Source organism: Vibrio sp. D173a (assembly GCF_030248475.1).
Window position 1 is genome coordinate 1 of record NZ_JAHGAH010000118.1, and the last position, 26843, is coordinate 26843.

The following is a 26843-nucleotide window of genomic DNA, read 5'->3' on the forward strand; positions in this document are numbered from 1 at the left end:
TTTTATGGAGCGCTTACATCCTTTGGCTTGCCATGGAAGATAAAACGGTTTCTGGCAATGGCTTCTTTTTGTGCGCCAACGAATTCAATTAATGCCTGACTGGCGGTGTTATCTGGATCGCAGACAATTTCCACGCGAGTTAAATTGAGTTTGGCAAAGCAGAACTCTGCCAGTGAGCGAATCGATTCTTGTGCATAACCTTTGCGCTGATAGCGATCGGCAACCCAATAACCAATGCTTGCCATATTGAAGGTATGGTAAAGCTCATTAACCGCCGCCATGCCTACGAGACTGTTGCTCTCACGCTCGTAAACGCCAAAACCAAACGCCTCGGTTTTGACCCAATTTAAGCGAGTTGCCAACAAGAAATCTTGAGCATCTTTTAACGTAACGTCTTCATCGCACCAATCTAGCCATTGATGCAGAGAAGGGGGATTCGACTAGGAGTCGCTGCAAGGTGTGAGCGTGTTCTGAAGGAATCAGTCGCAGCGCTAAACGAGGGGTGATGATTTCAAAATCTGGACTCATGAATTGATACAACTTCCATGTGAGACTCTAGATAAAACAAAGCGCAGCCAGTGCTGCGCTTTTATGTTGAGGTGGCTCTTATCGAACTCGACGAACTTGAATGATCATACCCATCAATGGGTTGTCTAGGTAGTGGGTTTCGCCACTGCGCATACGACGCTTTTGATCCATTCGGAAGCTCTTCAAAAACTTCTCTTCGGTCACGGTTGGGGTGACTTCCGCTAAGTTGCCAACTTGTACGTTGCCATCGACTTCACCAAATTCATCAGATAGCTGTTCTGAAGGCTGTGACGCTAGGTGGACTTCACGCACGCTTGGTTCACGAATATCGATGGTTGTTTCAGCAAACAAGTAGTGCTGAACATAGATTTGTAACTTACCGTCTAGTTCGTACAGTGGGTCATTCACGCTCTCTTCACTGTAGCCATCGGTTGATAGTGATGTGCTGCTGCCGACAGGGCTGCCATCTGCATTGTAAGAGCCAGAGAAGTCTCGGCCACCAACCATACGGAAGATTGGTGCACTGGCTTTACCACGGTCACCTTGACGCCATGCCACGTGTTTTAGCACTTTAAAGCCTGCGTGGTTGTTCAGCGCAGCTTCTTGCGCGTTCAATCGGTAAGAAGAACGTGGTAGAAGCGTGACGCCTTTTGACTGGCGGTAAGAATCGCTTTGTAGGCTGCCGACGTTACTCATTTCAATAGTTGGCAGTTCGTTTGGCCATGATTCACTGGTACTTTCAGCGTTGACTGCTCGCTTGAAAATAATTACTTCAATATCAAATTGACGCGCAGCCCAAGATGGCATTGAGACACAAAGAAGCAATAATGGGATCAGTATTCTCATTCGACTATTAGCTCGTTGGTAATAAATTCTTTTTAAAATCATTCAGTAAGTCTTGAACAAACTGGATGCGTTTACGTCGGTCCGTCAATGGTACGCTAAACTTGAACTTAGTTGGACCTTCCATTGCAAATTTTTGCGGCTGTGATTGCAGGAGTTTAACCAAATACGCTGGATTAATGTCAGCATCAGGGTAAAACTCAATGAATCCGCCCTTATCATGCGCCTCAATTTTCTTCGCTTTGAGACTTCCTGCCCCAATTTTCAACTCTGAGACAGATAGGAGGTTCTTGGTTGCATCTGGTAAAACACCAAATCGGTCAATCAGTTCCACTTTCAGTTCAGACAAACCTTCGTTATCTGTCACGCTTGCAATGCGTTTGTACATCGATAGACGTGTGTTCACATCTGGAATGTAGTCATCCGGCAATAGCGCTGGGATACGCATTTCAATTTCAGTTTGTTCGCGAAGCAGATCATCCAATGATGGCTCTTTACCTTCTTTCAATGCTTCAACCGCTTGTTCAAGCATCTCCATATACAGTGTAAAGCCAACAGATTGAATTTGACCACTTTGTTCGTCACCTAATAGCTCACCCGCACCACGAATCTCAAGATCGTGCGTGGCCAGTGTGAAACCTGCACCGAGATCTTCCAGCGAAGCGATCGCATCAAGACGCTTAATCGCATCTTTGGTGATGGCTTTTGGATGTGGCGTCAGTAAGTAAGCGTAAGCTTGATGGTGTGAACGACCAACGCGGCCACGTAATTGGTGTAGCTGTGCAAGACCGAGGTTATCAGCTCGATCCATGATAATGGTGTTGGCGGTCGGAACGTCGATACCTGTTTCTATGATGGTGGTACACACCAAAAGGTTAAAACGCTGATGATAGAAGTCATTCATGATGCGTTCTAGCTCGCGCTCACGCATCTGGCCGTGGGCAACGGTCACACGCGCTTCTGGGATGAGCTTTTGCAGATCTTCGGCTGTTTTCTCGATGGTTTCGACTTGGTTGTGCAGGAAGTAAACCTGACCACCACGCATGATTTCACGCAGTGCTGCTTCACGAACAACGGAGTCTTCACGTTGACGCACAAATGTTTTGATTGCCAAACGGCGTGCTGGCGGAGTTGCGATGATCGACAAGTCGCGCATGCCACTCATTGCCATATTCAATGTACGAGGAATAGGGGTTGCGGTCAGCGTTAGGATGTCGACATCAGCACGCATCGCTTTCACTTTTTCTTTTTGGCGTACACCGAAGCGGTGTTCTTCATCGACAATCAATAAGCCAAGATCTTTGAATTTGATGTCACTTGAAAGTAGTTTATGAGTACCTACGACAATATCCACTTTGCCATCGGCGACGTCTTGAAGAATGACTTTTTGCTCTTTTGCCGATTTAAAACGTGAAAGTACTTCTACGCGAATTGGTAAGTTGGCAAAGCGGTCACGGAAGTTTTCAAAGTGCTGCTGAGCAAGTAGGGTGGTTGGCACCAATACCGCGACCTGCTTACTATTGTCTGTGGCAACAAACGCAGCGCGCATCGCCACTTCTGTTTTACCAAAGCCCACATCACCACATACGAGGCGGTCCATGGCTTTTGCTTGGCACATATCGGATAGAACCGCATTAATGGCAGTTGACTGATCATCGGTTTCTTCAAACGGGAAGGTGGCTTTAAATGTGGCGTATTGACCACGGTCCAGCTCAAACTTGTAGCCCGGTTTCAATTCACGCTTAGCGTAAACATCAAGTAGCTCTGCCGCGACGTCGCGTACTTTCTCAGCGGCTTTACGACGAGCCTTCGCCCATGCTTCACCACCCAGTTTATGCAGCGGCGCGCTCTCTTCAGCACCACCAGAGTAGCGGCTGATTAGGTTTAATGAAGAGACGGGAACGTAAAGCTTGGCGTCATTTTGATACTCAAGGGTTACGTATTCCGTCTTCATGCCGCCCGCTTCAAGAGTCTGTAGGCCAATGTAGCGGCCAATACCGTGATCGATGTGCACAACAGGCTGACCCGGCTTAAGTTCGGCTAGGTGACGAATAACGGTGTCACTGTTTACCGCTTTCTTGTCTTTGCGGCGACGTTGAATCACACGATCGCCCAGCAGATCGCTTTCACAGATCAGGGCGAAGTTCAGGTCCTCGTGAATAAAGCCATGTTCTGCTGCACCTAAGATCAAACTGAAACGATCGTCAGAATCCAGTGCTTGGTAGAGTGAACCATGCACGACAGGACGCACTTTTATGCCTTGCAGCAGCTCTGTTAGCGCTTCGCGGCGGCCTTCCGATTCCACAGAGAAAATGATTTTACCCGTGAATTGTTCACTGAATTGACGTAAACGCGCTAACGGCTCTTTGTTCTGCTGTTGAACACCAAGCTCGGCTAGAGATTGAACTGCGAGATTCTGGCGACCAGCACGCTTAACGATTTTCTCTAAGTTCAACTGCGCCTGTGGCAGTTGTTTGAAGTGAGTAAATAGTTCGTCTTTTTTCAACCACAATTCATGTGGCGCTAACAACGGACGCATCGGATCGATTTTCTTTTGATCGTAGCGGTAATCTACGTCATTCAAGAACGTATCCACTGCGGCTTCAATATCACCGTATGTGATCAGCTGAGAGTCTTCTGGCAGGTAGTCAAACAGCGTTTCGGTATGGTCGAAGAACAGTGGTTGCCAGTACTCGATACCTGCTGGCCAAGTACCTTTAGTGACTTGCATGTAAATCGACTCAGGCTCGCGGCGAGCTTCAAATTGAGAACGCCAGCGAGTACGGAAATCTTCAATTGCCGCTTTGGTTGTCGGGAACTCATGCGCTGGTAGCAATTGGATTTGCTGAATGTCTTCGATCGAACGCTGGTTTTCTGGATCGAAGGTACGGATGGTGTCGATCTCGTCATCGAAGAAATCAATGCGGTATGGATCTGAGCTGCCCATTGGGAACAGGTCAAGGATCGACCCTCGGCTCGCGTATTCACCCGGACCAAACACTTGATCAACGTGACGGTAGCCTGAGTTCTCTAGCTGCACACGAAGCTTATCTAGTGGGAATTGGTCGCCCGTTTTCACCATCAAAGTGTGTTGCAATAAGAAATCACGCGGAGACTGACGCTGCAACACCGTACTTACTGGCACAATCGTTACGCCATTACTTTGAGTCGGCAGTTGGTATAAGCGTGCAATACGGTCTGAGATGATCTCTTGGTGCGGAGAAAAGTTGTCGTAAGGCAGTGTTTCCCAATCTGGAAATAGGCTGACTGGCTGATCGGTAAACTGTTCAATTTCCGCTTGCAGCTTGAGTGCGATTTGTGGATCTGGCACAACAAGCAAAGAGTGACTTGAATGCTGTTTGGCTAGTTCAGCGATTGCCATTGCCAATGCTGCACCAGGTAGGTTGCCAAGTTGTTTTTTGTCGCCACGCTCAGATGGATTCGTGACGGAAAGAATTGTTGCTTTTGTCATGATAGTTATTTTAGGAGCATGAGGGTTATTTGTTTTCTCGCTCTAGTGAGCGCTGACGGAGTAATTTTTGCTGTTGGTATAGCGCGGCTTTGATTAATAAATCTTGGTCAGCTTCTCGAAGCAGTTTGTACTTGAGTGTAACCACATAACCTTGCTCTGATTGTTCGCACTCTACAACCTGAGCGTAGCAGTAAATCGCTGCGGCAGGATGATCTAAGAAGAGTTTCACTCGAACCAGTTGGTCTTTTTCTACGGTAGAAGCGCTGCGATAGCTCAGTTGGCTTGCACCGAATTGCGTGGTTTGAAAACGCAGTGCGATATCATCTTGCTGAGACAGCATAAAACTCAGCAGTAAATTGAGTTTTGAGTTTTGGGTATCCAGCAAGCTGATGACGTGTTTCAACTCTTTATTTTGCAGTTCCAGTCTAGCGTTATCCGCTAACATATCTAAGTGACTGAACTCACTTGCGACGATGAACGGTGCTGGAATTTCAGATACAAAAGTGGCCTCATCTGGTAGAGCAAAGTCCGTCCCTAACGTTTCGACGTTAATCGTCAGATTGTGGTGCACGGTGAAGTATTCTTGCTCTGTCATAATTCGGTCCTTTTCTGCCATCGAGCGCTCTCATTTCATTGAGAAATGAGTAGAATAGGGGAGTGATTATCGCTAATCAGGGTAAGTTATCAAGTTTAGCTGTTTTTATGGCTGAACTTTTTGCAGTAAATGGGGACTTATTGCATGTCGTTGACAAATTTAGCGATTATCTTGTCTTCTTCATAGTAAGAGTAAGGTAAGATAACCAGTATTAATTAGCTAAGTTTTGGCTCCATTATTAGAAAACCAGTTGGTTTGTCCTATATGTATCATCCTATCTCTTTGTTTATTGGCTTGAGGTATCTTCGGGGACGCTCCGGGGATAGATTCAGTCGATTCGTTTCTTATATGTCGACCGCAGGTATCACGATTGGTGTGATGGCCTTGGTGACAGTGCTGTCTGTGATGAATGGCTTTGAGGCTCAGCTTAAAGAGCGCATTTTAGGCGTACTTCCTCATGCGGTGATTTCTCAGCACGATGGTAAAACGCCCGTTAGCGAGACTGCGCCCCAATTTATCCAAAACATGTCGACCATTGCTGAGCCAGAGCCGATTGTGCGTGGTGAAGCGGTGATTCAAAGTTCCGCGCAGTTAAACGCTGGTTACTTGATTGGTATCGAGCCTAAACTTGGTGACCCTATTTCTAATCACTTGATCGCAGGTCGCTTATCTTCGCTACAAGCGGGTGAATATAAGGTTTTCCTTGGTCACAGCTTGGCGCGCTCTCTTAAAGTGTCGATGGGTGATAAAGTCCGCTTAATGGTGACCAATGCGACGCAATTTACCCCATTAGGTCGAATCCCAAGTCAACGTAACTTCACTGTGGCGGGTATCTTTAATACCGGCTCAGATGTGGATGGTCAGCTTATGATCGTCAACATGACTGACGCTTCTAAATTGATGCGTTTACCGAAAGATACGGTATCCGGTTGGCGTGTGTTCTTCTCTGACCCATTCATGGTAACGGAATTTGCAGATAAGCCAATGCCGGAAGGTTGGCAATGGAGTGACTGGCGTGAGCAGCGTGGTGAGCTTTTCCAAGCAGTAAAAATGGAAAAGAACATGATGGGCTTGATGCTGGGTCTGATTGTTGGCGTAGCAGCATTTAATATTATTTCTGCGTTGATCATGGTGGTGATGGAGAAGCAATCGGAAGTCGCGATTCTCAAAACTCAAGGCATGAAGCAATCTCAAGTGATGGCGATTTTCATGGTGCAGGGCGCGAGTAGTGGTGTGATTGGTGCGATTGTTGGTGGCGCAGTCGGCGTTGCTCTATCGCTCAATCTCAATGCCATTCTGGAAGCGGCAGGCGTTGCCTTGTTTAGCTTTGGTGGTCACTTGCCAATCGTGATTGATTCATTCCAAATTTTATTAGTGGTAGTGCTGGCGATTGCTCTGAGTCTAGCTGCAACTGTTTACCCGTCTTACCGAGCATCTTCTGTTAAACCTGCTGAGGCACTTCGCTATGAATAAGCTATTAGAATGTCGTGATATTCGTAAAGTCTACCGAGAAGGCTCGTTAGATACGGAAGTGTTGAAAGGCGTGAGTTTTGATATCGACAAAGGGGAATTGGTTTCTATTGTTGGCTCATCTGGCTCAGGTAAGAGTACGCTGCTTCACATCCTTGGTGCTTTAGATGATGCATCTCAAGGTGAAGTGGAATTTCTAGGGCAGAACTTGTCTGCGTTAAGTTCAAACAAGCAAGCGGCACTACGAAACAAACACCTTGGTTTTGTCTATCAGTTCCATCACCTATTGGCTGACTTTACCGCAGTTGAAAACGTTGCGATGCCATTGTTGATTGGTGGCGCAAAAGTAGCGGATGCGAAAGAGGAAGCAAAAGCTCTACTTGAGAAAGTTGGCCTAGAACACCGCATGGACCACCGTCCTTCGGAGCTATCTGGTGGTGAACGCCAACGTGTTGCGATTGCGCGTGCTTTGGTTAATAAGCCTGACTTGGTTTTGGCTGATGAGCCTACAGGTAACCTAGACCACAACACGGCATTGGCGATTTACGACTTAATGCGAGAGCTAAACCAGGAGTCAAACATCGCTTTCTTGGTGGTGACCCACGATAACGAGTTAGCTGCGAAAATGGATCGTCAAATGCACATGCAAGATGGTTTGCTGGTGGATCGCTTTACGACTCAAACAGCGGCAGCGGAGGGCTAATTTTGTTTTCATCTTTAGCATTGATGATCGGTGGCCGTTTTAGTCGCGCGAAAAAGCGTAACAAGATGGTGTCGTTCATTTCTCTCTCTTCCACTATTGGTATTGCGGTTGGTGTTGCGGTGATCATTATAGGTCTATCCGCTATGAACGGCTTTGAGCGTGAGCTGCAATCGCGAGTACTTTCTGTGATTCCGCACGGTGAGTTAGAAGGGGTGAATGGACCGCTGCATAACTACACCAAAACCATGAACCAAGCCTTGAGTCATGAACACGTCGTCGCTACGGCGCCTTATGTTCGATTTACGGGATTGGCAGAAAAGGGCAGTAAGCTTAAGGCGATTGAAGTGCGTGGTGTGGATCCTGCTTTTGAACAAGCGGTGTCGAGCATGTCGGAGTTCATTGATCCAAAAGCATGGCAGAACTTCTATGCGGGCCAACAGCAAGTCATTTTGGGGCGTGGTGTAGCGAATGAACTTAACGTCGATGTGGGTGACTACATTACATTGATGATTCCGCAAACCGGAAGTACCAATAAGGTTCAAGCGCCGAAACGAGTTCGCGTGAAGGTGGCTGGATTCCTAACACTCAATGGTCAAATCGATCACTCATTGGCTTTGGTGCCGCTGAAAGATGCTCAGGCTTATGCGCGCTTAGGTGATGGTGTCACGGGTATTTCGCTTAAGACCGATGATGTACTTAACGCGCCTTCCATTATGCGTGAAGTGGGTAGCCTGATTGATGTGTATGTTTACCTGAAAAGCTGGCAACAACAGTTTGGCTTCTTGTATCGTGATATACAGTTAGTTCGTACCATTATGTACTTGGTGATGGTTTTGGTCATAGGTGTCGCGTGTTTCAACATTGTGTCGACACTGATGATGGCGGTGAAAGATCGTGCTGCCGAGATTGCGATTCTTCGTACTATGGGCGCAAAGGATGGTTTGATTAAGCGTATCTTTGTGTGGCAAGGCGTGTTCTCGGGTGTATTTGGCAGTCTTGCTGGCAGTGTGGTTGGTGTTCTTGTTGCGTTAAATCTCACTCCAATCATCAAAGGGCTAGAAGCTTTGATTGGTCACCAATTTCTTTCGGGGGATATCTACTTTGTCGACTTCTTGCCATCGCAGTTACACTGGCCTGATGTCGCTTTAGTTTCCATTACAGCGATTGTTCTGAGCTTGCTAGCTACTTGGTATCCCGCATCTCGTGCAGCGAAGCTTAACCCAGCGGCGGTATTGAGTTCAAAGTAGTGGATAGAACTTAGCGAAGTGCTGGTAACTCACTGACACAAAAAAGGACCGAATCTCGGTCCTTTCTTTTATCTGTAATCGAACTATCTCTGCGGTGGCTCGATAGCTTTCATACTTGAGTTACATCGCCTTTCATTTCGAACGTTAACTGTTCTCCATTCGATGTTCTGCAACCTGCCAATTGAAGAAGAAGTACTTATCGTATCTTACGTTTTTGCCAGCTTCTGACCACTGAGTAACGCCATAGTCCACGTATACCAAAATAGCCGATGATGGCTGATACCACGCCACAGATTGCGCAGCCTAGTAGAAATGGAGGCCCAATGGTGTTCATTTGCTGCATGATGAATTCCCACGACAACTCAAAGTGGAACGGTTGTGGTGGTACATGCATGACCAATGCGCCAAGTTTGTATGCGAAGTAGAACAGCACCGGCATGGTGATTGGGTTACTGATCCAGACAAGGGCAACAGATAGAGGCAAGTTAACACCAAGCATGATGGCGAGACCCGCCGCCATGATCATCTGGCTCGGAAGCGGAACAAACGCCATAAACAGACCAACAGCAAAAGCACCTGATGCAGAGCGACGATTTAAACACCACAAGTTTGGGTTGTATAAAACGTTGCCGAAGACCTTCAGTGCTTTTTGGCGTTTGATCATTTCATGATCTGGCATGAAGCGTTTTATCAGCTTTCTAGGCATAGGACGACATGACTCTCTTAGAAAAAAGTTTGACCTTGGCGTTATTTGTAGCGAGCGTTATATCGTCTGCGTGGTGGCCGACGATGCCTGATTGGCGATGGTTGCTGCTGGGAATAATTGCCACTGGCTCGATTATCAAATTACGTCGTGGCTTATTGAGCATAGGCGTAATTTGGGGCTTTATGGTTGTCATTATCCACGGCAATGTTATGGAGCATCAAAGACAAGCCCTGTTTCGAGCAGGGGTGAATATTACCATAAATGGCAAAGTTGACAGCCCTTTTACGCAAATAAGTCACGGATATGAAGGAATTGCGCAGATCAATCAGGTGAATTCTCAAAACCTGTTACCTTTTCTTAAACCGAAAATCCGATTGATAACCGCTTTCCCACTGCCCGTTAACAGTGAGTTCACTACTCAGGTGACGATCAAACCGATTCTGGGTTTGAAGAATGAGGCGGGGTTTGATGCGGAAAAGCAAGCGATAGGTAAGGGTATTACCGCTAGAGCTGTCACACCTGATGACGCGAAATGGTTGATTCGTACACACTCTTCATTTCGACAGCAAATCATTACGGCCGTTGATACTCATATTGCTGAACTTGACCATTTCCCTTTAATCAGTGCATTAGCGTTTAGCGACCGCTCCCTGCTTGCTAAACAGGATTGGCAGTCTCTGCGAGATAGCGGGCTGCTGCATTTGGTCTCAATCTCTGGTTTGCATATTGGAATGGCGTTTGCGTTTGGCATGAGTTTGGGCTTTGTTATTCGGCTTCTATTCCCCAAATTTGTTCACCTTCCTTCCGCTGTCGGTTTATTGGCAGCGCTCGTTTATGCGTGGTTGGCCGATTTTTCTTTACCTACAGCCCGTGCTTTCTCGGTTTGTGTCATTTATCTCGTACTTAAAGCGGCGTTGGTTCATTGGAGCCCTTGGCGAGTGTTATTGCTCGCAGTCTCGATACAGCTTTTCATCGAACCTTTTGCTTCATTCACGATGAGCTTCTGGTTGTCTTATCTGTCCGTGGTTGCTGTGCTTTTAGCCGTGAATGTGGTTCAACAGCGACGCGGCAATTGGCAAACGAAGCTGAGTTCACTACTAAAAATACAGTTAGTGCTTACTTTGCTTATCGTGCCAATCAGCGGTGCGTTTTTCTCTGGAACAAGTTTGGTATCCATCGCTTATAACCTAGTTTTCATTCCTTGGTTTGGTTTTTTGGTCGTTCCTTTGATGTTCCTAGCGCTGATTGTAACCCCAATTTCTTTTCAGTTGGCTGGTATGCTTTGGCAACTGGTGGATTGGGTGTTGTTGTCACTGACATGGTCATTACAGTTTGCGGTCGGGAGTTGGCATTTTGTAAGTTTGCCTTTGACCTTAACGATACTCGCAGTTGCCATCTGTGGATTATTGAGACGTTTTTTGAATCGGGGCTCGTTCGTTACGTTAGTCATTCTAGTAACGGGTGTCGCCCTATTTTATGAGCGTACAACGAATTCTTGGCGAGTGGACGTGTTAGATGTAGGGCACGGCCTTGCGGTATTAATTGAGAAGCATGGAAAGGTGACGCTTTACGACACAGGCAAAGCTTGGAACTCAGGGAGCATCGCTCAGCAAGCTATCTCTCCTATATTACATCGCAGAGGTTTTGGCACCATTGATATGTTCATTATCAGTCATGCTGATTCGGATCATGCAGGAGGTAGGCAGTATATAGAGCAGCACTTTTCGCCAGCGCAGAAATTCAGCAGTCAAAACTACGCTAACTACCAATCTTGTATTGCGGGTGAACGCTGGTATTGGCAGGCGCTTTATTTTGAAGTCCTATGGCCACCTAAGCAGGTAAACCGTGCTTATAATCCTCATTCGTGTGTTGTTCGAGTTGTGGATAAGGAATCGGATTTTAAATTGCTTTTGACTGGCGATATTGAAGCCGTCAGTGAGTGGATACTTATGCGTGAACCCAACAAGCTAGAGAGTGATGTTATGTTGGTTCCTCATCATGGTAGCAAGAGTTCTTCGAATCCAAAATTTGTTCAAACTGTCTCTCCAACCTTGGCGATAGCCTCGTTAGCAAAAAGTAATCAGTGGGGCATGCCTGCTGAAAATGTTTTATCGGCTTATCAGGCAGCAAATGCCCACTGGCTGGATACGGGAAATCATGGGCAGGTATCGGTGTTTATTGAGCGAGACAATTGGTACTTTGAAACTAAACGTAGTGAGACATTTGAGCCTTGGTATAGGCAGATGCTGCGTAAGGGAGTAGAATAAGAGTCTTAATGTAAGAAAATAAAGCACTTCTATGTCGATAAATACTGATGAAACGACCTGGCAGACGTTTAAGCGTCTATGGCAATTTATTCGCCTTTATAAGTCAGGCATTATCGTTGCCGTCATTGCATTAGTGATTAATGCACTTTCAGATACCTATATGATTTCTTTGCTAAAACCACTTCTTGATGAAGGTTTTGGTAGTGCGGAATCGGATTTTCTACGCACGCTTCCATTGATTGTTTTCGCCATGATGTTCATTCGTGGTGTGAGCGGATTTGTCTCGACTTACTGCTTGAGCTGGGTATCCGGCAACGTGGTGTTGCAAATTCGTCGCATGGTGTTTAATCACTTCATGCATATGCCAGTTTCTTACTTTGATAAAGAAAAAACAGGTAATTTACTGTCTCGTATTACTTATGATTCGGAACAGGTCTCTGCAGCAACCAGCCAAGCGTTAGTCAGCATTGTGCGTGAAGGTGCGAGCATAATCGGTCTTCTTGTGCTGATGTTCTACAACAGCTGGCAGCTTTCTCTGGTACTATTTGCTGTTGCACCAGTTGTGGCTTGGGGCATTGGTATCGTTTCTAAGCGATTCCGTAAGATTTCGAAGAACATGCAGACCATGATGGGGCATGTGACGGCTTCTGCTGAGCAAATGTTAAAAGGTCACAAAGTCGTACTAAGCTACGGTGGTCAAGATATCGAAGGCAAGCGTTTCGAAAAAGTCAGCAACCAAATGCGTCAACAAAGCATGAAGTTGGTGACAGCTCAAGCTGCAGCAAACCCAATCATTCAAATGATCGCGTCTATTGCGATTGTTGTAGTTCTGTACCTAGCAAGTATCGACTCAATCAAAGAACAGTTAACGCCGGGTACATTTACCGTTGTGTTCTCAGCAATGTTTGGTTTGATGCGTCCGCTTAAAGCGCTGACAAGCGTAACCTCACAGTTCCAACGTGGTATGGCAGCGAGCCAAACCTTGTTTGCCCTGGTAGACCTAGAGCCAGAGAAGAACGAAGGTAAGTTCACTGTAGATCGCGCAAATGGCGACGTTGCAGTAAAAGAAGTCAGCTTTACCTACGAAGGTGCAGAGAAACCGGCACTTGAGAACGTGAGCTTTGATATTCCAAAAGGCAAGACGGTTGCTCTTGTTGGTCGTTCAGGTTCGGGTAAGAGTACCATCGCGAACTTATTCAACCGTTTTTACGACGTCAGCGGTGGTTCAATTACACTTGATGGCCACGATATTCGTGACTACGAGCTTAAGAACCTGCGCGAGCAGTTTGCATTGGTATCGCAAAACGTACATTTGTTTAATGACACGATTGCAAACAACATTGCTTACGCGACAGAAGATCAATACACACGTGAAGACATCGAACGTGCCGCTAAACTTGCTCACGTCACTGAGTTCGTCAGCAAGATGGAAGACGGCCTTGATACGATGATTGGTGAGAATGGCGCGAGTCTATCTGGCGGCCAACGTCAACGCGTAGCCATTGCCCGTGCACTTCTGCGTGATGCCCCTGTTTTGGTTCTTGATGAAGCGACATCAGCTCTGGATACGGAATCTGAACGTGCTATTCAATCGGCGCTGGATGAACTGCAAAAAGACAAGACGGTATTGGTGATTGCACACCGACTGTCGACTATCGAGAATGCAGATGAAATTCTAGTGGTAGATGAAGGCTCTATCGTTGAACGTGGTAACCACGCGGAGCTTATTGCCAAGAAAGATGGCGCATACGCTCAACTTCATCGAATCCAGTTTGGTGCCTAAGAACTGTGGTTGAAAAAATCTGGTTCGAAAACCATCCTCTCAAATATCTGCTGTGGCCGCTTTTGTGGCCACTGAGTTTGTTGTTTGGTGCGATCAGTAAATCTAAGCGTCAACAATATCAATCAGGTAAAAAACAAGCTTACAAAGCGCCAGTGCCTGTAGTCGTGGTGGGTAACATTACGGCTGGAGGCAATGGTAAAACACCAGTTGTTGTTTGGCTGGTGGAGCAATTACAGCAGCTTGGTTACAAACCAGGCGTTGTGTCTCGTGGCTATGGGGCGAAAGCGCCGCAGTATCCGCTTGTTTTGGATGACAATACACCAGCGAAACACTGTGGTGACGAGCCGAAGCTGATTTATCGTCGTACTGGTGCACCTGTCGCTGTAGACCCGCTTCGAGCCAATGCGGTGAAAGCATTGCTTGAAACTGGCGTTGATATCATTATTACTGACGATGGCCTCCAGCATTACGCTCTAGAGCGAGATATTGAGTTCGTTATCGTTGATGGTAATCGCCGCTTTGGCAATGAAAGCCTTATTCCACTTGGTCCTCTTCGTGAAGGGGTAGAGCGTCTCGCTGAAGTCGACTTTATCATCACCAATGGCGGTCAAGCTCAGCAAGGCGAAATGCCAATGTCTTTAGCGCCATCGAAGGCGATAAACCTGAAGACAAAACAACAAGTCGAGGTCAGTGAATTACGTGATCTCGTTGCGTTTGCGGGGATTGGGCATCCACCACGATTTTTTAATACACTTAACGCAATGAATGCGGATATCAAAGTGACGAAAGGCTTTGCCGATCATCAAGACTTTGATCAGCAAGAATTACAAGCATTGGCTCAACAAGGAGCGAATGTGATTATGACAGAAAAGGATGCCGTCAAATGCGACAGTTATGCGCAAGACAATTGGTGGTATCTACCTGTTTCTGCTCAGTTTGAATCAAACGACGCAGAGCGAATTTTAAATCGAATAAAAGAGGTTAAAGCGACTTATGGATCACCGTCTGCTTGAGATTGTAGCTTGCCCTGTGTGCAAAGGTAAGCTGACGTACGATAAAGATAATCAAGAGTTGATCTGCAAACTGGATCGCCTTGCTTACCCAATCAAAGAGGGTATTCCTGTTCTGCTTGAGCCAGAAGCACGAATCATGAGCATGGACGAGGGACGCTAATGTCTTTTACGGTTGTCATTCCTGCACGTTACGCGTCAAGCCGCTTACCGGGTAAGCCGTTGGCAGACATTGGTGGTAAACCAATGATCCAATGGGTGTATGAACAAGCCTTACAAGCGGGCGCAGAAGACGTGATTATCGCAACTGACGATAAGCGCGTATCGGCGGCGGCAGAGCAGTTTGGTGGCAAGGTTTGTATGACCTCGCCAAACCACGAATCTGGCACTGAGCGACTAGCGGAAGTGGTAGAAAAAATGGCTATCCCTGCAGACCACATTGTGGTTAACGTTCAGGGTGATGAACCATTGATTCCGCCATCGATTATTCGCCAAGTGGCTGACAACCTAGCAGGTTGCGATGCACCAATGGCAACGCTTGCGGTTGAGATTGAATCGGAAGAGGAAGTCTTCAACCCGAATGCGGTGAAAGTGGTTGCGGACGAGCGTGGTTATGCCATGTACTTTAGTCGCGCAACGATCCCTTGGGATCGTGACAACTTTGCTAAGCAAGACAAAACCATCGCGAATCCATTGATGCTTCACATCGGTATCTACGCTTACCGCGCGGGTTTCATTAATACTTACGTGAATTGGCAGCCAAGCGCACTTGAGCAAATCGAGTGTCTGGAGCAGCTTCGCGTGCTTTGGTACGGTGAAAAGATTCATGTTGAAGTGGCAAAAGAAGCACCAGCAGCAGGTGTAGATACACCAGAAGATTTAGAATCAGTACGAGCCATTGTCGCTAAGCAAGCACAATAAGCTTGGTATTGATTTCCAAATTAGAAAGGCTCCTCATTGAGGAGCCTTTTTGTATCTACGATAGATTGGAAGCTGTATCGGTTAGATATTGGTGTCGTACTGGTTGCGTTTCGGACAGGTTGAGAGAATCTCTCTGTGTCCAGTGTCTTTCACTTCTTCTAAAATCACATCGAAGCCCCACAAGCGATACACATGCTTAAGTACCTCTTCATAACTGTTATCCAAAGGAATGCGGTTATGAGGGACGTATTGAAGTGTTAACGAGCGGTCACCGCGGACATCCACGTTAAACACCTGAATATTTGGCTCTAAGTTCGCCAAGTTATATTGCGCAGCCAGCGTTTCACGAATGCATCGGTACCCCATCTCATCATGAATGGCGGCAACTTCGATGAAGTTTTTACGATCATCGTCATTGATGGCAAACAACTTGAAATCACGCATGAGCTTCGGTGACAAGTATTGGCTAATAAAGCTCTCGTCTTTGAAGTTATGCATGGCAAAGTGAACCGCTTCCAGCCAGTCGGTGCCTGCAAGCTCAGGGAACCACTCTTTGTCCTCGTCTGTTGGTTCTTCACAGATACGTTTGATATCACGGAACATCGCGAATCCAAGCGCATACGGGTTAATGCCGCTAAAGTAAGGACTGTTATACGGTGGCTGTGCAACCACACTAGTGTGACTGTGCAGAAACTCGAGGATGAACTTCTCAGACACTAAACCTTCATCATAAAGGTGATTAAGGATGGTGTAGTGCCAGAAGGTTGCCCAGCCTTCGTTCATGACTTGAGTTTGCTTTTGTGGATAGAAGTATTGGCTTACCTTACGCACGATACGCACAATCTCGCGCTGCCAAGGGTCAAGCAGTGGCGCGTGTTTTTCAAAGAAGTAGAGCAGGTTCTCTTGTGGTTCGCTCGGGAAGCGCACTTTGATGTCTTCTTCTTTGGTTTTCGATTGTGGAACGGTTCGCCATAGTTCGTTCACTTGCGATTGCAGATAAGCTTCACGCTCTTCCTGACGAGCTTTCTCTTCATTGATGGAAATCTTCTCAGGTCGCTTGTAACGGTCCACACCGAAGTTCATTAGGGCATGGCAAGAGTCGAGTAGTTGTTCAACTTCATGTACGCCATAACGCTCTTCACATTCCGCAATGTAGTTCTTCGCGAACAGTAGGTAATCAATGATCGAACTGGCGTCGGTCCAAGTTTGGAACAGGTAATTACCTTTGAAGAACGAGTTGTGCCCATAACAAGCGTGAGCAATAACTAGTGCTTGCATGGCGATGGTGTTCTCTTCCATCAGGTAAGCGATACATGGGTTAGAGTTGATCACGATTTCGTAAGCCAACCCCATTTGGCCGTGCTTATAGTTCTGCTCCGTTTGGATGAACTTTTTACCAAACGACCAGTGGTTGTAGTTGATGGGCATACCGATGCTTGAGTAAGCATCCATCATTTGCTCTGAGGTGATGACCTCGATTTGATTAGGATAGGTGTCGAGACGATAATGCTCCGCCACACGCTTGATTTCTTTGTGGTAACGCTCCAGCAGTTCAAACGTCCAGTCCGGACCATCTGGCAGCATATTCTCTCTGCGTTTTTTCGAGGCTTCCCCCGAAAGGTTTGTCGTTGCGGTATTCATCGCTAGCCCCCTTACGTATTTTCTTTTTGGAATAGTTCACGGAAGACTGGGAAGATATCCTCCACAGAGCGGATGTTTTTCATGGCGAAGTTTGGAAAGGCTTCGGAAAGCTTTTCATACTCATGCCACAGCGTTTGATGGGAACGTTTAGTGATCTCGATGTATGAATAGTACTGACAATTTGGCAGTAACTTATTGACGAGTAGGTCACGACAGCGAGGTGAATCGTCAGCCCAGTTATCGCCATCGGATGCTTGAGCTGCGTAGATGTTCCACTGGCCCACAGGGTAGCGGTCTTGAACGATCTCATTCATCAGTTTGAGTGCGCTCGAAACAATCGTGCCACCCGTTTCTTGCGAATAGAAGAACTCGTGCTCATCGACTTCTTTCGCTTGGGTATGGTGACGAATGAAGACCACTTCAACGTTTTCGTAGGTACGCGTCAAGAACAGATAAAGCAGTACATAGAAGCGTTTTGCAATGTCTTTGGTTGCTTGGTCCATAGAACCAGACACATCCATTAGACAGAACATGACCGCTTGGCTCGATGGCACCGGGCGCTTCTCGTAGTTCTTGAAACGTAAGTCGAAGGTATCAATAAAGGGCACGCTTTCGATTTTCTTGCGTAGATCCTCAATTTCCGTCTTCAGACGATTCTCTTCAAGCTGTTGAGCTGGCTCGATGTTTTTGATGCGAGTGAGCTCAACTTCCAGTTCATTAAGAAGACGCTTTTTACCTGCCGTCATTGCCGTGCGTCGCGCTAGAGATTGTTGTAGCGAGCGAACAACGGCAATATTGGATGGCATACCCGCGGTTTGGTAACCCGCGCGGTGGGTTTTCCATTCTGTGATTTTAGCAATTTGGTTTTTCTCAAGATTTGGTAACTCTAAATCTTCAAATAAGATGTCGAGATATTCGTCTTTTGAAATTTGGAAAACGAACTCGTCTTGTCCCTCACCATCAGGGCTAGCATTGCCTTCACCAGCACCGCCTCCTTGGCCACCGCCTTTAGGTCGTTCGATTTTGTCACCAGTGATAAATTGATCGTTGCCAGGATGCACACGGTCGCGTACGCCCCCTTTACCTTGGTGAAACATAGGTTCGTTAATATCTTTGTGCGGTATTGCGACGTCTTCGCCCGTTTCCGTGTTCGTGATCGAGCGTCGATTCACTGCATCAGCTACCGACTCTTTAATCTGCTCTTTGTGGCGCTTCAAGAAGCGCTGTCGATTAACAGCGCTCTTGTTTTTGCCATTGAGCCTTCGGTCTATAAATTGCGCCATGAAATAGCCCTCTTCATGTTTCACAAGCGACCTAACTCAAACTGGTTAGGATGACTTACGTACTCGTAGGTACCACTCAGAAAGTAGGCGAACCTGTTTCTCGGTATAGCCTTTTTCCATCATGCGAGCGACAAAGTCGTCGTGTTTCTTCTGGTCTTCAGAAGAGGTTTTCGCATTGAAAGAGATAACAGGAAGCAGTTCTTCGGTATTGGAGAACATTTTCTTCTCGATTACCGTGCGCAGTTTTTCGTAGCTGGTCCAAACTGGGTTTTGACCATTGTTATTGGCTTTCGCACGAAGCACAAAATTGACGATTTCGTTTCGGAAATCTTTCGGGTTAGAGATGCCTGCTGTTTTCTCGATCTTCTCTAGCTCAGCGTTGAGAGAAGCGCGGTCGAACAGTTGGCCTGTTTCTGGATCACGATACTCTTGGTCTTGAATCCAGAAGTCTGCGTATGTGACGTAGCGGTCGAAGATGTTTTGACCGTATTCAGAGTAGGACTCAAGATACGCGGTCTGAACTTCTTTACCAATGAACTCAACATAACGAGGCACAAGATAGCCTTTCAAGAATTCAAGGTACTTCTCAGCCATCTCGGCAGGGAACTGCTCGCGTTCTACTTGTTGTTCAATAACGTAGAACAAGTGCACTGGGTTTGCAGCCACTTCCGTTTGGTCGAAGTTGAATACGCGGGACAAGATCTTGAATGCGAAACGGGTTGATAGGCCATTCATACCTTCATCAACTCCAGCGTAATCTCTATACTCTTGGTAGCTCTTCGCTTTCGGATCGGTGTCTTTCAGTGTTTCACCGTCATACACGCGCATCTTCGAAAAAATGGACGAGTTTTCAGGCTCTTTAAGTCGCGAAAGAATACTGAATTGAGCCAGAGTTTCGAGTGTACTTGGTGAGCAAGGTGCTTTAGATAGCTCACTGTTTTCAAGCAGTTTCTGGTAGATCTTCACTTCTTCCGACACTCGTAGACAGTAAGGAACTTTCACGATGTATACACGGTCCAAGAACGCTTCATTGTTCTTATTATTACGGAAGGTTTGCCACTCAGATTCATTTGAGTGCGCCAGAATCATACCGTCGAATGGAATTGCTGATAGACCCTCTGTCCCGTTGAAGTTGCCTTCTTGAGTTGCCGTCAATAGTGGGTGTAATACCTTGATTGGTGCTTTGAACATCTCAACGAACTCCATCAAGCCTTGGTTCGCTTTACATAGCGCGCCAGAGTAGCTGTAGGCATCTGGGTCATCTTGTGAGTAATGTTCTAACTGACGAATATCAACCTTACCAACTAGGGACGAAATATCCTGGTTGTTTTCATCACCTGGCTCGGTTTTCGCAATAGCTACCTGATCAAGGATAGAAGGGCGAACTTTCAGTACTTTAAATTTGGTGATATCACCGCCAAATTCATGAAGACGTTTTGCCGCCCATGGTGACATGATAGAACGTAGGTAACGATGCTCGATGCCATACTCTTTCTTAAGAATCTCCCCATCCTCTGTTGGATTAAACAAACAGAACGGGTGATCGTTAACTGGGCTTCGTTCGCCGTTTGCGCTAAGCACATAAACGGGCATTTTTTCCATTAAGGCTTTAAGCTTTTCGGCAAGTGATGACTTACCACCACCAACAGGGCCGAGTAGGTATAGAATTTGTTTACGTTCTTCCAAGCCTTGTGCAGCGTGCTTGAGGTAAGAAACAATTTGCTCGATTGCATCTTCCATGCCATAGAAATCTTTGAAGGTTTCATAACGCGAAATGACGCGGTTTGAGAATAAACGGCTCAGTCTTGGATCTTGAGCAGTATCAATGACTTCTGGCTCTCCGATAGCCATAAGTAGGCGTTCTGCAGCATTAGCGTAGGCGCTTTTGTCGTCTTTACACAGGGCTAAGAAATCCTGTAACGACATCTCTTCATCTTTTGCAGCTTCATATTTTGATTGATAGTGGTCGAAAATACTCATGTCGCTTTCCCCTTTAACTAGTCAGTCTACCGACGAACGTTGACGCAGGCTTACCCATCCTTGATATGCCCTTCGTTGTATGAAGTTATACGTCCTGTTATCACGTTTGGTTTGTACTGAAGGCAAGCTAGACAAGACCAAAGGCTTTGCTTTATGGACACTTTTTCACTGCAACGAAGAACGATGGATAAGTTCCTTTCAATCACTCCCTTTCTCAATTTAAGCCTAGTCGGGGATTTCCAATTTTGCTTAACAATTATGAATTTATTGCAAAAGTGACATTTGAATCACTGTTTAGAGAATTAACAATTTGAGCTGTGAATAGGAGCGATAGAAATCAGAAATGTGGCTTTGGATCACTGAGATTAGTGATTTGTGTGTAAGTTACAGAGAATGAAAGACTTAAGCGTGCTAAACGAATGAGGCTGAATTGTGGCAAGGGAATAGAAAAAGGAGAGTCTTTGCTCTCCTTTTCAGATACTTGCTGGATTATGCACTAAAGATTTGCGCCAGTTCGTTTGCACACAAGTGGTATTGACGAGGGCAGTTGCGCCAAGTTTTTAGCATGCGACGGTATTTGTCTAGCATTGGCATTTGGCTATTGAAGTGATGGTCCGCTTTATCAAATTGAGGGTATAGACCTTCTGAATCCACTAGGAAGCGTACGTAATGCACTTGCTGCGCTTCCGTTGCGATATCAAAGCCAAGGAACTGAAGACGACGTTGGTCCACTTTGCCGCGCTCTTCATCATCCAGCATTTTGTTTGATTCTTGCATTGCATGGTACATCTCCATAATGTCGATGATTTCACGACATTCCGTTTCAGTGATGCAGCCAAAATCTTTGTTCAACTCGCGCATTTGCAGCTCGTAACCACGTTCTACAATGGTTTGTAGGCGCTTGTATTTTGCCGCATTGCTAGGGTCAAGTTGAGACATTAGGTTGTACTGGTTTGATAGGATCAAACGTTGAGCGTTTGACATTTCCATGATGACCTCACTAAATAATCTAATACATTTTTAATGTGCTTAGGTTAACGTTTCGGACGAAGGTGAAACATGATCTCAACACATATTTAATATGAAAAATGGCAAGAATTATTGAATTTAGCCAGTTTAAAAACGCTGTGTTAACGGGCGATGACAGCTTATTTATGGTAATGGTTGTATATATAATCTCGGTCTGAGAAGACTCGTAGCCATTCTGGTTTGAAAACCGTCAACACAGCCAGTGACATTCCGTTGAGAAGTCCTTCAGGGAAGGCAAGCAATGGGACAAAAACAAAGTAATTGTGTTGGATGGTTTGCCAGTCGTAACGATCGATAGAGAGGTGGTAAAAAGAGTTAACGAGTAAATGGAGGCTACCAGTGAGCGCACCATTGAAGAATCCCGCTACAAAAATGAAAACGAAGATATTGCGCGGAAGATACTGATAACTTAGCAAAAAGATAAGATAGCTGATAAGAATTGGAACCAGAGCAGAAAGCACCAATGCGCTTGGTAACATTAACAGCGGTACGCCGTGGATCAAGTGATTGACGATCATGGCAGGGATACAGAGAAGAAACGCTATTCGCCAACCGTACATCATGGTTAGTGTAGTCAACGCAAGAAAGTGAATTTGTAACCCTTCTTTCACACCGGCCTGGGCAGACCACAGAATGCTTAGTAAGAAGAGTGTTGCGAAGACCAAATGTTGGAATGGCTTTTCTTGCTCCATTTTAGGCCAAACCACTTTTCTCCAATCGGGAAGGCAATAAACGACCGCGACCCAGCAAACAATGATGACCGAAACGAAATTAAACCAATCCATGTGTTATTCCAACGCTATTCCTGTAAGCTTTACTTACTACTTAGTATTCCTAATACGTCTAGTATGAGTTGGATAGGGCACAAGGCCGATCAGTTTGTTCGACTAGTTTGTACGACACATACACCAAAGTATAGGTAAAAAAATACCAGCAAGCTGCTGGTATTTTAAATCTATTCAATAACCTAATGCGCTTAGTATTTCACATTTGAGTGGTATTGGGAAAGAATTGACTGGATTTCATCCATTGTTTCTTTTGATGGTGGGTTGACGCCATCAAGCGGATATTCAACACCAAGTGCTTCCCATTTGTGTGCACCAAGTTTGTGGTATGGCAGAAGCTCTACCTTTTCGATGTTGTCCATATCTTTGATGAACTCACCCAGCATGTGCGCTGCTTCTGGCTCGTCAGTGTAGCCAGGGACTACAACATAACGAATCCAAGTCTTTTGACCAATCTTATGTAGGTAACGAGCAAAGTCTAAAACACGACGGTTAGACACACCGATGAACTCTTGGTGGATCTCGTCTTTCATGTGTTTAAGGTCAAGCATGACAAGGTCTGTCGCATCCAATACTTCGTCGATAACATCAGTGTGTTTACGGATGTAACCGTTAGTATCTAGGCAGGTATGAATGCCTTCAGCTTGAGCAGCGCGGAAGAAGTCACGTACAAATTCCGGCTGAAGCATTGCTTCGCCACCAGAACACGTAATGCCACCACCTGATGCATTCATGAAGTGACGGTAGGTTTTTGCTTCTGCAATAATCTCTTCAACCGTCACTTCTTTGCCATCATGCGTGTCCCATGTATCGCGGTTATGGCAATACTTACAGCGCATTAAGCAACCTTGCAAGAAGACGATAAAACGAATACCAGGTCCGTCTACGGTACCACATGACTCAAACGAGTGAATACGACCAGTTGTTGACATCTTTTGCTCTCATTTTTAATAAATTCTGACCGTTATTTTATTACAAATTGAAGGGTTAAAACAGTCTAACAGGACTTTCGTTGGCGAGATAATGAGCAAAGAAAACGGCGAATGAAAACTCACACGCCGTGTAAGGGTTTTCTTTAGAAGAAGGCAAATAAAGAGAGGGAACCAGTACCGTAAACGTCGGTTTGAGCTTCTTTATAGTCTGGTGTTTTGACGGTAAAGGTTAAACTCGCGCCGTAGTTTTGGTTGTACCAAGTGGCACCTGCGACGGCACTCGCTTGCCAGTTTTGTAGCGTAACATCGTATTGATCTGATGGCTCAGGAATACCAGAGCGATCGCCTTCGATGGTGATGTCATTAAAGCGGTAACGACCTTCGAATCCGGTAAACAAGAACCAGCTAGAGGTGCTTTTAGCCAGCATACTTGCGTGGAATGGGCTTTCAACACTGATGTTTGCCGCACCGATGCTGTTTGCTAGGTTTGTACCCCAACGGAACATTACACCTTGTGAAACATCACTACGGAAGTTACCCGCATTAATGTCGTTTACATTGGTGATTTCCCACTGTGTGCTTTCACCTTCGCTGCGCATCAACTTATTGAATGCGCGGTAACCTACGCTGAATGCGATTTCATCATCAATCTGGTATTCCCAACCTTGCGGGTCGGTTGAGCCAGTAATACCGTGCACGATTTCCTGTGCTTTTTCTGACAACGAGCTTTCACCTGTTGCACCGATAGTGAAGTTATAGCGAACGGCTTGATCTGCAGTCAGTGAGATATAGTTGATTTCGGTATGAAGGTAGCCTGCGTAAGGACGATCGTTAACAAGCGGGTAGTCGGCTTCAATGTCACTTGGCGTGTACATCTTGTGACCAAGTACGATTTCAATCTTGTCTACGTTACTTTGGCTGTTGTCATTAAGTGTGAGCCAATTCCACTCTGCGTCTTCACGCAGTTTTTCTGTCGCGTAAGAAAGGAAAATACCGTTGGTGTAATCTTGGTCAACGCCGAAGGTACCATCGTTATCTAAAGTGAAAGAGACTGTGGACTTGGTGGATGCAATAGCTGCTGGAGACAGCAGAGCAAGGACGATTAATTTACTAAGTTTCATATATTATGTTTGCAAGCTTTTTGCGCATCATACGGAAGATCACAGACAAAATCTTTCGTAATGTCACAACTTTAGTTCAAGAAACAAAAAAAGGCCGATGCTTTACAGCATCGGCCTTTATTCTATCACTCAGGGTGTTAATTCAGCTGATCTTATAGAGACTCAGTGAATGTACGTGCGATTACGTCAGCTTGTTGCTCTGCAGTTAGAGAGTTGAAGCGTACAGCGTAACCAGATACACGGATTGTTAGCTGAGGGTATTTCTCTGGGTGCTTAACAGCGTCTTCTAGAGTTTCGCGGTTAAGTACGTTCACGTTAAGGTGTTGACCGCCTTCAATGCCAGACTCGTGGTGGAAGTAACCATCCATTAGACCAGCTAGGTTAGCGCGTTGTGAACCTTCATCTTTACCTAGAGCGTTAGGTACGATAGAGAACGTGTAAGAGATACCATCTTTAGCGTGAGCAAACGGTAGTTTACCTACAGACGTTAGAGACGCTACAGCACCTTTTTCGTCACGGCCGTGCATTGGGTTAGCACCTGGTGCGAAAGGAGCACCTGCGCGACGACCGTCAGGCGTGTTACCAGTCTTCTTACCGTATACCACGTTTGAAGTGATAGTTAGGATAGACTGAGTAGGGATTGCGTCACGGTAAGTCTTAAGCTGACGAATCTTGTTCATGAATACTTCAACAAGTTCACAAGCGATGTCATCTACGCGAGCATCGTTGTTACCGAATTTAGGGTAGTCGCCTTCGATTTCGAAGTCGATTGCTACGCCATCTTCGTCACGAACTGGTTTAACTTTCGCGTATTTGATTGCAGATAGTGAGTCAGCTGCAACAGATAGACCAGCGATACCACAAGCCATAGTACGACGAACGTCACGGTCATGTAGAGCCATTAGTGCAGCTTCGTAGCTGTACTTGTCGTGCATGAAGTGGATGCTGTTAAGTGCAGTCACGTATTGCTTAGCTAGCCAATCCATGAAGTGGTCTAGTTTGCCCCATACATCGTCGAAGTCTAGAACTTCGTCAGTGATCTTAGGCATTTGAGGACCAACTTGGATCTTCAGTTTCTCATCCACACCGCCGTTGATAACGTATAGAAGAGTCTTAGCTAGGTTAGCGCGAGCGCCGAAGAACTGCATGTGTTTACCAATGATCATTGGAGATACACAACATGCGATTGCGTAGTCATCAGACTCGAAGTCTGGACGCATTAGGTCATCGTTCTCGTACTGGATTGATGAAGTATCGATAGATACTTTCGCACAGAACTTCTTGAAGCCTTCAGGTAGCTGCTCAGACCAAAGAACAGTGATGTTTGGCTCTGGAGAAGGACCCATTGTGTATAGAGAGTTTAGGAAACGGAAGTTTGAACGCGTAACTAGCGTACGACCGTCAAGACCCATACCACCCATAGACTCTGTTGCCCAGATTGGGTCGCCAGAGAATAGGTCATCGTACTCAGGAGTACGTAGGAAACGAACCATACGTAGTTTCATTACGAAGTGGTCGATCATTTCCTGTGCGTCAACTTCAGTGATCTTACCTTCAGCGATATCACGCTCGATGTAGATATCTAGGAAAGTAGAAGTACGACCTAGAGACATAGCTGCGCCGTTTTGAGATTTAACAGCTGCTAGGTAACCGAAGTAAGTCCATTGGATTGCTTCTTGTGCAGTTTCAGCTGGACGAGAGATGTCACAGCCGTATTTCTCAGCCATAACTTTCATTTGGCCAAGTGCACGGTGCTGCTCAGCGATCTCTTCGCGAAGCTGCATAGTCATTTGTAGATCTTCACCGTTCTCAAAACGCTCTTGTAGAGACTTGAATTGAGCTAGCTTGTCTTTCATTAGACGGTCGATACCGTATAGAGCAACACGACGGTAGTCACCGATGATACGACCACGGCCGTAAGCATCTGGAAGACCAGTTAGAACGCCTGATTTACGACATGCTAGGATATCTGGAGTGTAGATATCGAATACGCCAGCGTTGTGCGTTTTACGGTATTCTGTGAAGATTTTCTTAACTTGTGGATCAAGCTCGCGATCGTAAGCTTTGCAAGAACCTTCAACCATACGGATACCACCGTTAGGGATGATTGCACGCTTAAGAGGAGCTTCAGTTTGTAGACCTACGATAGTTTCTAGGTCTTTTTCGATGTAGCCTGCATCGTGAGCAGTGATGGTAGAGATAACTGAAGTATCGAAATCAACAGGAGCGTGAGTCGCGTTCTCTTGTTTGATACCTTCCATTACCTTAGCCCAAAGCTTGTTAGTCGCTTCAGTACCTTCAGAAACTAGGAAAGATTCGTCGCCTTCGTACGGAGTGTAGTTCTTCTGAATGAAATCACGAACGTTTACTTCGTTTTGCCAGTCGCCTGCAGCAAAACCTTCCCAAGCTTTAGCAAATTGCTCTGCCATGACATACCTACCTTTGTAGTAGAAAAAAATACGTACTGGTTCGCCGTTGAGCCAGCTATCTCCACTGTTAGATGGAGAACAGTACACTCTTAATGAAT

At 46.0% G+C, this 26843-nt stretch carries 20 protein-coding genes and 1 pseudogene; 8 read left to right on the plus strand and 13 right to left on the minus strand.

Annotated elements, in window-relative coordinates:
- Positions 1–2: 2 nt before the first annotated feature.
- The 4 genes and pseudogenes from KIV40_RS13140 to KIV40_RS13155 all read right to left on the minus strand — a co-directional run bounded on the left by KIV40_RS13140 (position 3) and on the right by KIV40_RS13155 (position 5438).
- Positions 3–528 (minus strand): annotated as a pseudogene (locus KIV40_RS13140) (GNAT family N-acetyltransferase).
- A 78-nt stretch (positions 529–606) separates the two neighbouring features.
- Positions 607–1374 carry a peptidoglycan binding protein CsiV gene (locus KIV40_RS13145; protein WP_285349605.1) on the minus strand — a complete coding sequence of 256 codons (768 nt, stop codon included), beginning with the start codon at positions 1372–1374 and terminating at the stop codon, positions 607–609.
- 7 nt (positions 1375–1381) lie between these two features.
- The gene (gene mfd / locus KIV40_RS13150) at positions 1382–4843 is read right to left on the minus strand and encodes a transcription-repair coupling factor (RefSeq protein ID WP_285349606.1); all 3462 of its coding nucleotides are present in this window, start codon (positions 4841–4843) and stop codon (positions 1382–1384) included.
- Between the two features lie 25 nt (positions 4844–4868).
- Complete coding sequence (locus tag KIV40_RS13155; protein ID WP_045453453.1) at positions 4869–5438, minus strand: PilZ domain-containing protein; 570 nt, start codon at positions 5436–5438, stop codon at positions 4869–4871.
- Positions 5439–5702: 264 nt separating this feature from the next.
- On the opposite strand from KIV40_RS13155, the gene lolC reads away from it, so the two are divergent.
- The 3 genes from lolC to lolE are packed head-to-tail and all read left to right on the plus strand — an operon-like array spanning position 5703 to position 8858.
- A complete protein-coding gene (lolC, locus tag KIV40_RS13160; protein ID WP_285349608.1) occupies positions 5703–6911 on the plus strand; it encodes a lipoprotein-releasing ABC transporter permease subunit LolC in 1209 nt (402 codons plus the stop codon).
- Positions 6904–7611 (plus strand): lipoprotein-releasing ABC transporter ATP-binding protein LolD, encoded by a 708-nt coding sequence (gene lolD / locus KIV40_RS13165; RefSeq protein WP_285349609.1) that lies wholly within the window; start codon positions 6904–6906, stop codon positions 7609–7611. The genes lolC and lolD overlap by 8 nt, the downstream gene beginning before the upstream one ends.
- 2 nt (positions 7612–7613) lie before the next feature.
- Positions 7614–8858 (plus strand): lipoprotein-releasing ABC transporter permease subunit LolE, encoded by a 1245-nt coding sequence (gene lolE / locus KIV40_RS13170; protein WP_285349610.1) that lies wholly within the window; start codon positions 7614–7616, stop codon positions 8856–8858.
- 196 nt (positions 8859–9054) lie between these two features.
- On the opposite strand, the gene KIV40_RS13175 is transcribed toward lolE, so the two are convergent.
- The gene (locus KIV40_RS13175) at positions 9055–9564 is read right to left on the minus strand and encodes a DUF2062 domain-containing protein (RefSeq protein ID WP_005431694.1); all 510 of its coding nucleotides are present in this window, start codon (positions 9562–9564) and stop codon (positions 9055–9057) included.
- Between the two features lie 8 nt (positions 9565–9572).
- On the opposite strand from KIV40_RS13175, the gene KIV40_RS13180 reads away from it, so the two are divergent.
- Genes KIV40_RS13180 through kdsB form a run of 5 tightly spaced genes read left to right on the plus strand, consistent with a single transcriptional unit; the run spans position 9573 to position 15545 of the window.
- Positions 9573–11831 (plus strand): DNA internalization-related competence protein ComEC/Rec2, encoded by a 2259-nt coding sequence (locus tag KIV40_RS13180; protein WP_285349611.1) that lies wholly within the window; start codon positions 9573–9575, stop codon positions 11829–11831.
- A gap of 31 nt (positions 11832–11862) precedes the next feature.
- The gene (msbA, locus tag KIV40_RS13185) at positions 11863–13614 is read left to right on the plus strand and encodes a lipid A ABC transporter ATP-binding protein/permease MsbA (protein ID WP_285349612.1); all 1752 of its coding nucleotides are present in this window, start codon (positions 11863–11865) and stop codon (positions 13612–13614) included.
- 5 nt (positions 13615–13619) lie between these two features.
- Entirely contained in the window at positions 13620–14627 is a 1008-nt protein-coding gene (lpxK, locus tag KIV40_RS13190; protein ID WP_285349614.1) for a tetraacyldisaccharide 4'-kinase, read from the plus strand.
- Complete coding sequence (locus KIV40_RS13195; protein WP_023585387.1) at positions 14608–14787, plus strand: Trm112 family protein; 180 nt, start codon at positions 14608–14610, stop codon at positions 14785–14787. The genes lpxK and KIV40_RS13195 overlap by 20 nt, the downstream gene beginning before the upstream one ends.
- Positions 14787–15545: a 3-deoxy-manno-octulosonate cytidylyltransferase gene (kdsB, locus tag KIV40_RS13200; RefSeq protein ID WP_012127398.1), complete on the plus strand. Its 759-nt coding sequence runs from the start codon at positions 14787–14789 to the stop codon at positions 15543–15545. Before KIV40_RS13195 ends, kdsB begins: the two co-directional genes overlap by 1 nt.
- A gap of 81 nt (positions 15546–15626) precedes the next feature.
- Here the strand turns inward: kdsB and KIV40_RS13205 are convergent, their stop codons facing one another.
- From KIV40_RS13205 to pflB, 8 genes are all read right to left on the minus strand, one after another.
- On the minus strand, positions 15627–17186 hold the full coding sequence (locus KIV40_RS13205) for a SpoVR family protein (RefSeq protein ID WP_285349616.1): 1560 nt from the start codon (positions 17184–17186) through the stop codon (positions 15627–15629).
- Positions 17187–17197: 11 nt separating this feature from the next.
- Entirely contained in the window at positions 17198–18469 is a 1272-nt protein-coding gene (locus KIV40_RS13210) for a YeaH/YhbH family protein (RefSeq protein ID WP_285349618.1), read from the minus strand.
- Positions 18470–18514: 45 nt separating this feature from the next.
- Positions 18515–20449, minus strand: coding sequence for a PrkA family serine protein kinase (locus tag KIV40_RS13215; RefSeq protein WP_285349619.1), 1935 nt, complete (start codon positions 20447–20449; stop codon positions 18515–18517).
- Positions 20450–20938: 489 nt separating this feature from the next.
- Positions 20939–21439: a YfbU family protein gene (locus KIV40_RS13220; protein WP_005534010.1), complete on the minus strand. Its 501-nt coding sequence runs from the start codon at positions 21437–21439 to the stop codon at positions 20939–20941.
- Between the two features lie 158 nt (positions 21440–21597).
- Positions 21598–22263, minus strand: a complete 666-nt coding sequence (locus KIV40_RS13225; protein ID WP_285349621.1) for an energy-coupling factor ABC transporter permease — start codon at positions 22261–22263, stop codon at positions 21598–21600.
- 191 nt (positions 22264–22454) lie between these two features.
- On the minus strand, positions 22455–23195 hold the full coding sequence (pflA, locus tag KIV40_RS13230; protein ID WP_005431703.1) for a pyruvate formate lyase 1-activating protein: 741 nt from the start codon (positions 23193–23195) through the stop codon (positions 22455–22457).
- A gap of 143 nt (positions 23196–23338) precedes the next feature.
- Entirely contained in the window at positions 23339–24316 is a 978-nt protein-coding gene (locus KIV40_RS13235) for a lipid A deacylase LpxR family protein (protein ID WP_285349623.1), read from the minus strand.
- Positions 24317–24468: 152 nt separating this feature from the next.
- Positions 24469–26745 carry a formate C-acetyltransferase gene (gene pflB, locus KIV40_RS13240; RefSeq protein WP_047478660.1) on the minus strand — a complete coding sequence of 759 codons (2277 nt, stop codon included), beginning with the start codon at positions 26743–26745 and terminating at the stop codon, positions 24469–24471.
- Positions 26746–26843: the final 98 nt, after the last annotated feature.

Bases quoted from the DNA above. Each gene is read 5' to 3' on its own strand.
- mfd (WP_285349606.1), bottom strand. From the start codon at position 4,843: ATGACAAAAGCAACAATTCTTTCCGTCACGAATCCATCTGAGCGTGGC.
- KIV40_RS13210 (WP_285349618.1), bottom strand. From the start codon at position 18,469: ATGGCGCAATTTATAGACCGAAGGCTCAATGGCAAAAACAAGAGCGCT.
- KIV40_RS13155 (WP_045453453.1), bottom strand. From the start codon at position 5,438: ATGACAGAGCAAGAATACTTCACCGTGCACCACAATCTGACGATTAAC.
- msbA (WP_285349612.1), top strand. From the start codon at position 11,863: ATGTCGATAAATACTGATGAAACGACCTGGCAGACGTTTAAGCGTCTA.
- pflA (WP_005431703.1), bottom strand. From the start codon at position 23,195: ATGTCAACAACTGGTCGTATTCACTCGTTTGAGTCATGTGGTACCGTA.
- KIV40_RS13195 (WP_023585387.1), top strand. From the start codon at position 14,608: ATGGATCACCGTCTGCTTGAGATTGTAGCTTGCCCTGTGTGCAAAGGT.
- KIV40_RS13180 (WP_285349611.1), top strand. From the start codon at position 9,573: ATGACTCTCTTAGAAAAAAGTTTGACCTTGGCGTTATTTGTAGCGAGC.
- KIV40_RS13215 (WP_285349619.1), bottom strand. From the start codon at position 20,449: ATGAGTATTTTCGACCACTATCAATCAAAATATGAAGCTGCAAAAGAT.
- KIV40_RS13145 (WP_285349605.1), bottom strand. From the start codon at position 1,374: ATGAGAATACTGATCCCATTATTGCTTCTTTGTGTCTCAATGCCATCT.
- kdsB (WP_012127398.1), top strand. From the start codon at position 14,787: ATGTCTTTTACGGTTGTCATTCCTGCACGTTACGCGTCAAGCCGCTTA.
- KIV40_RS13225 (WP_285349621.1), bottom strand. From the start codon at position 22,263: ATGGATTGGTTTAATTTCGTTTCGGTCATCATTGTTTGCTGGGTCGCG.
- KIV40_RS13175 (WP_005431694.1), bottom strand. From the start codon at position 9,564: ATGCCTAGAAAGCTGATAAAACGCTTCATGCCAGATCATGAAATGATC.
- lolD (WP_285349609.1), top strand. From the start codon at position 6,904: ATGAATAAGCTATTAGAATGTCGTGATATTCGTAAAGTCTACCGAGAA.
- KIV40_RS13220 (WP_005534010.1), bottom strand. From the start codon at position 21,439: ATGGAAATGTCAAACGCTCAACGTTTGATCCTATCAAACCAGTACAAC.
- KIV40_RS13235 (WP_285349623.1), bottom strand. From the start codon at position 24,316: ATGAAACTTAGTAAATTAATCGTCCTTGCTCTGCTGTCTCCAGCAGCT.
- KIV40_RS13205 (WP_285349616.1), bottom strand. From the start codon at position 17,186: ATGAATACCGCAACGACAAACCTTTCGGGGGAAGCCTCGAAAAAACGC.
- pflB (WP_047478660.1), bottom strand. From the start codon at position 26,745: ATGGCAGAGCAATTTGCTAAAGCTTGGGAAGGTTTTGCTGCAGGCGAC.
- lolC (WP_285349608.1), top strand. From the start codon at position 5,703: ATGTATCATCCTATCTCTTTGTTTATTGGCTTGAGGTATCTTCGGGGA.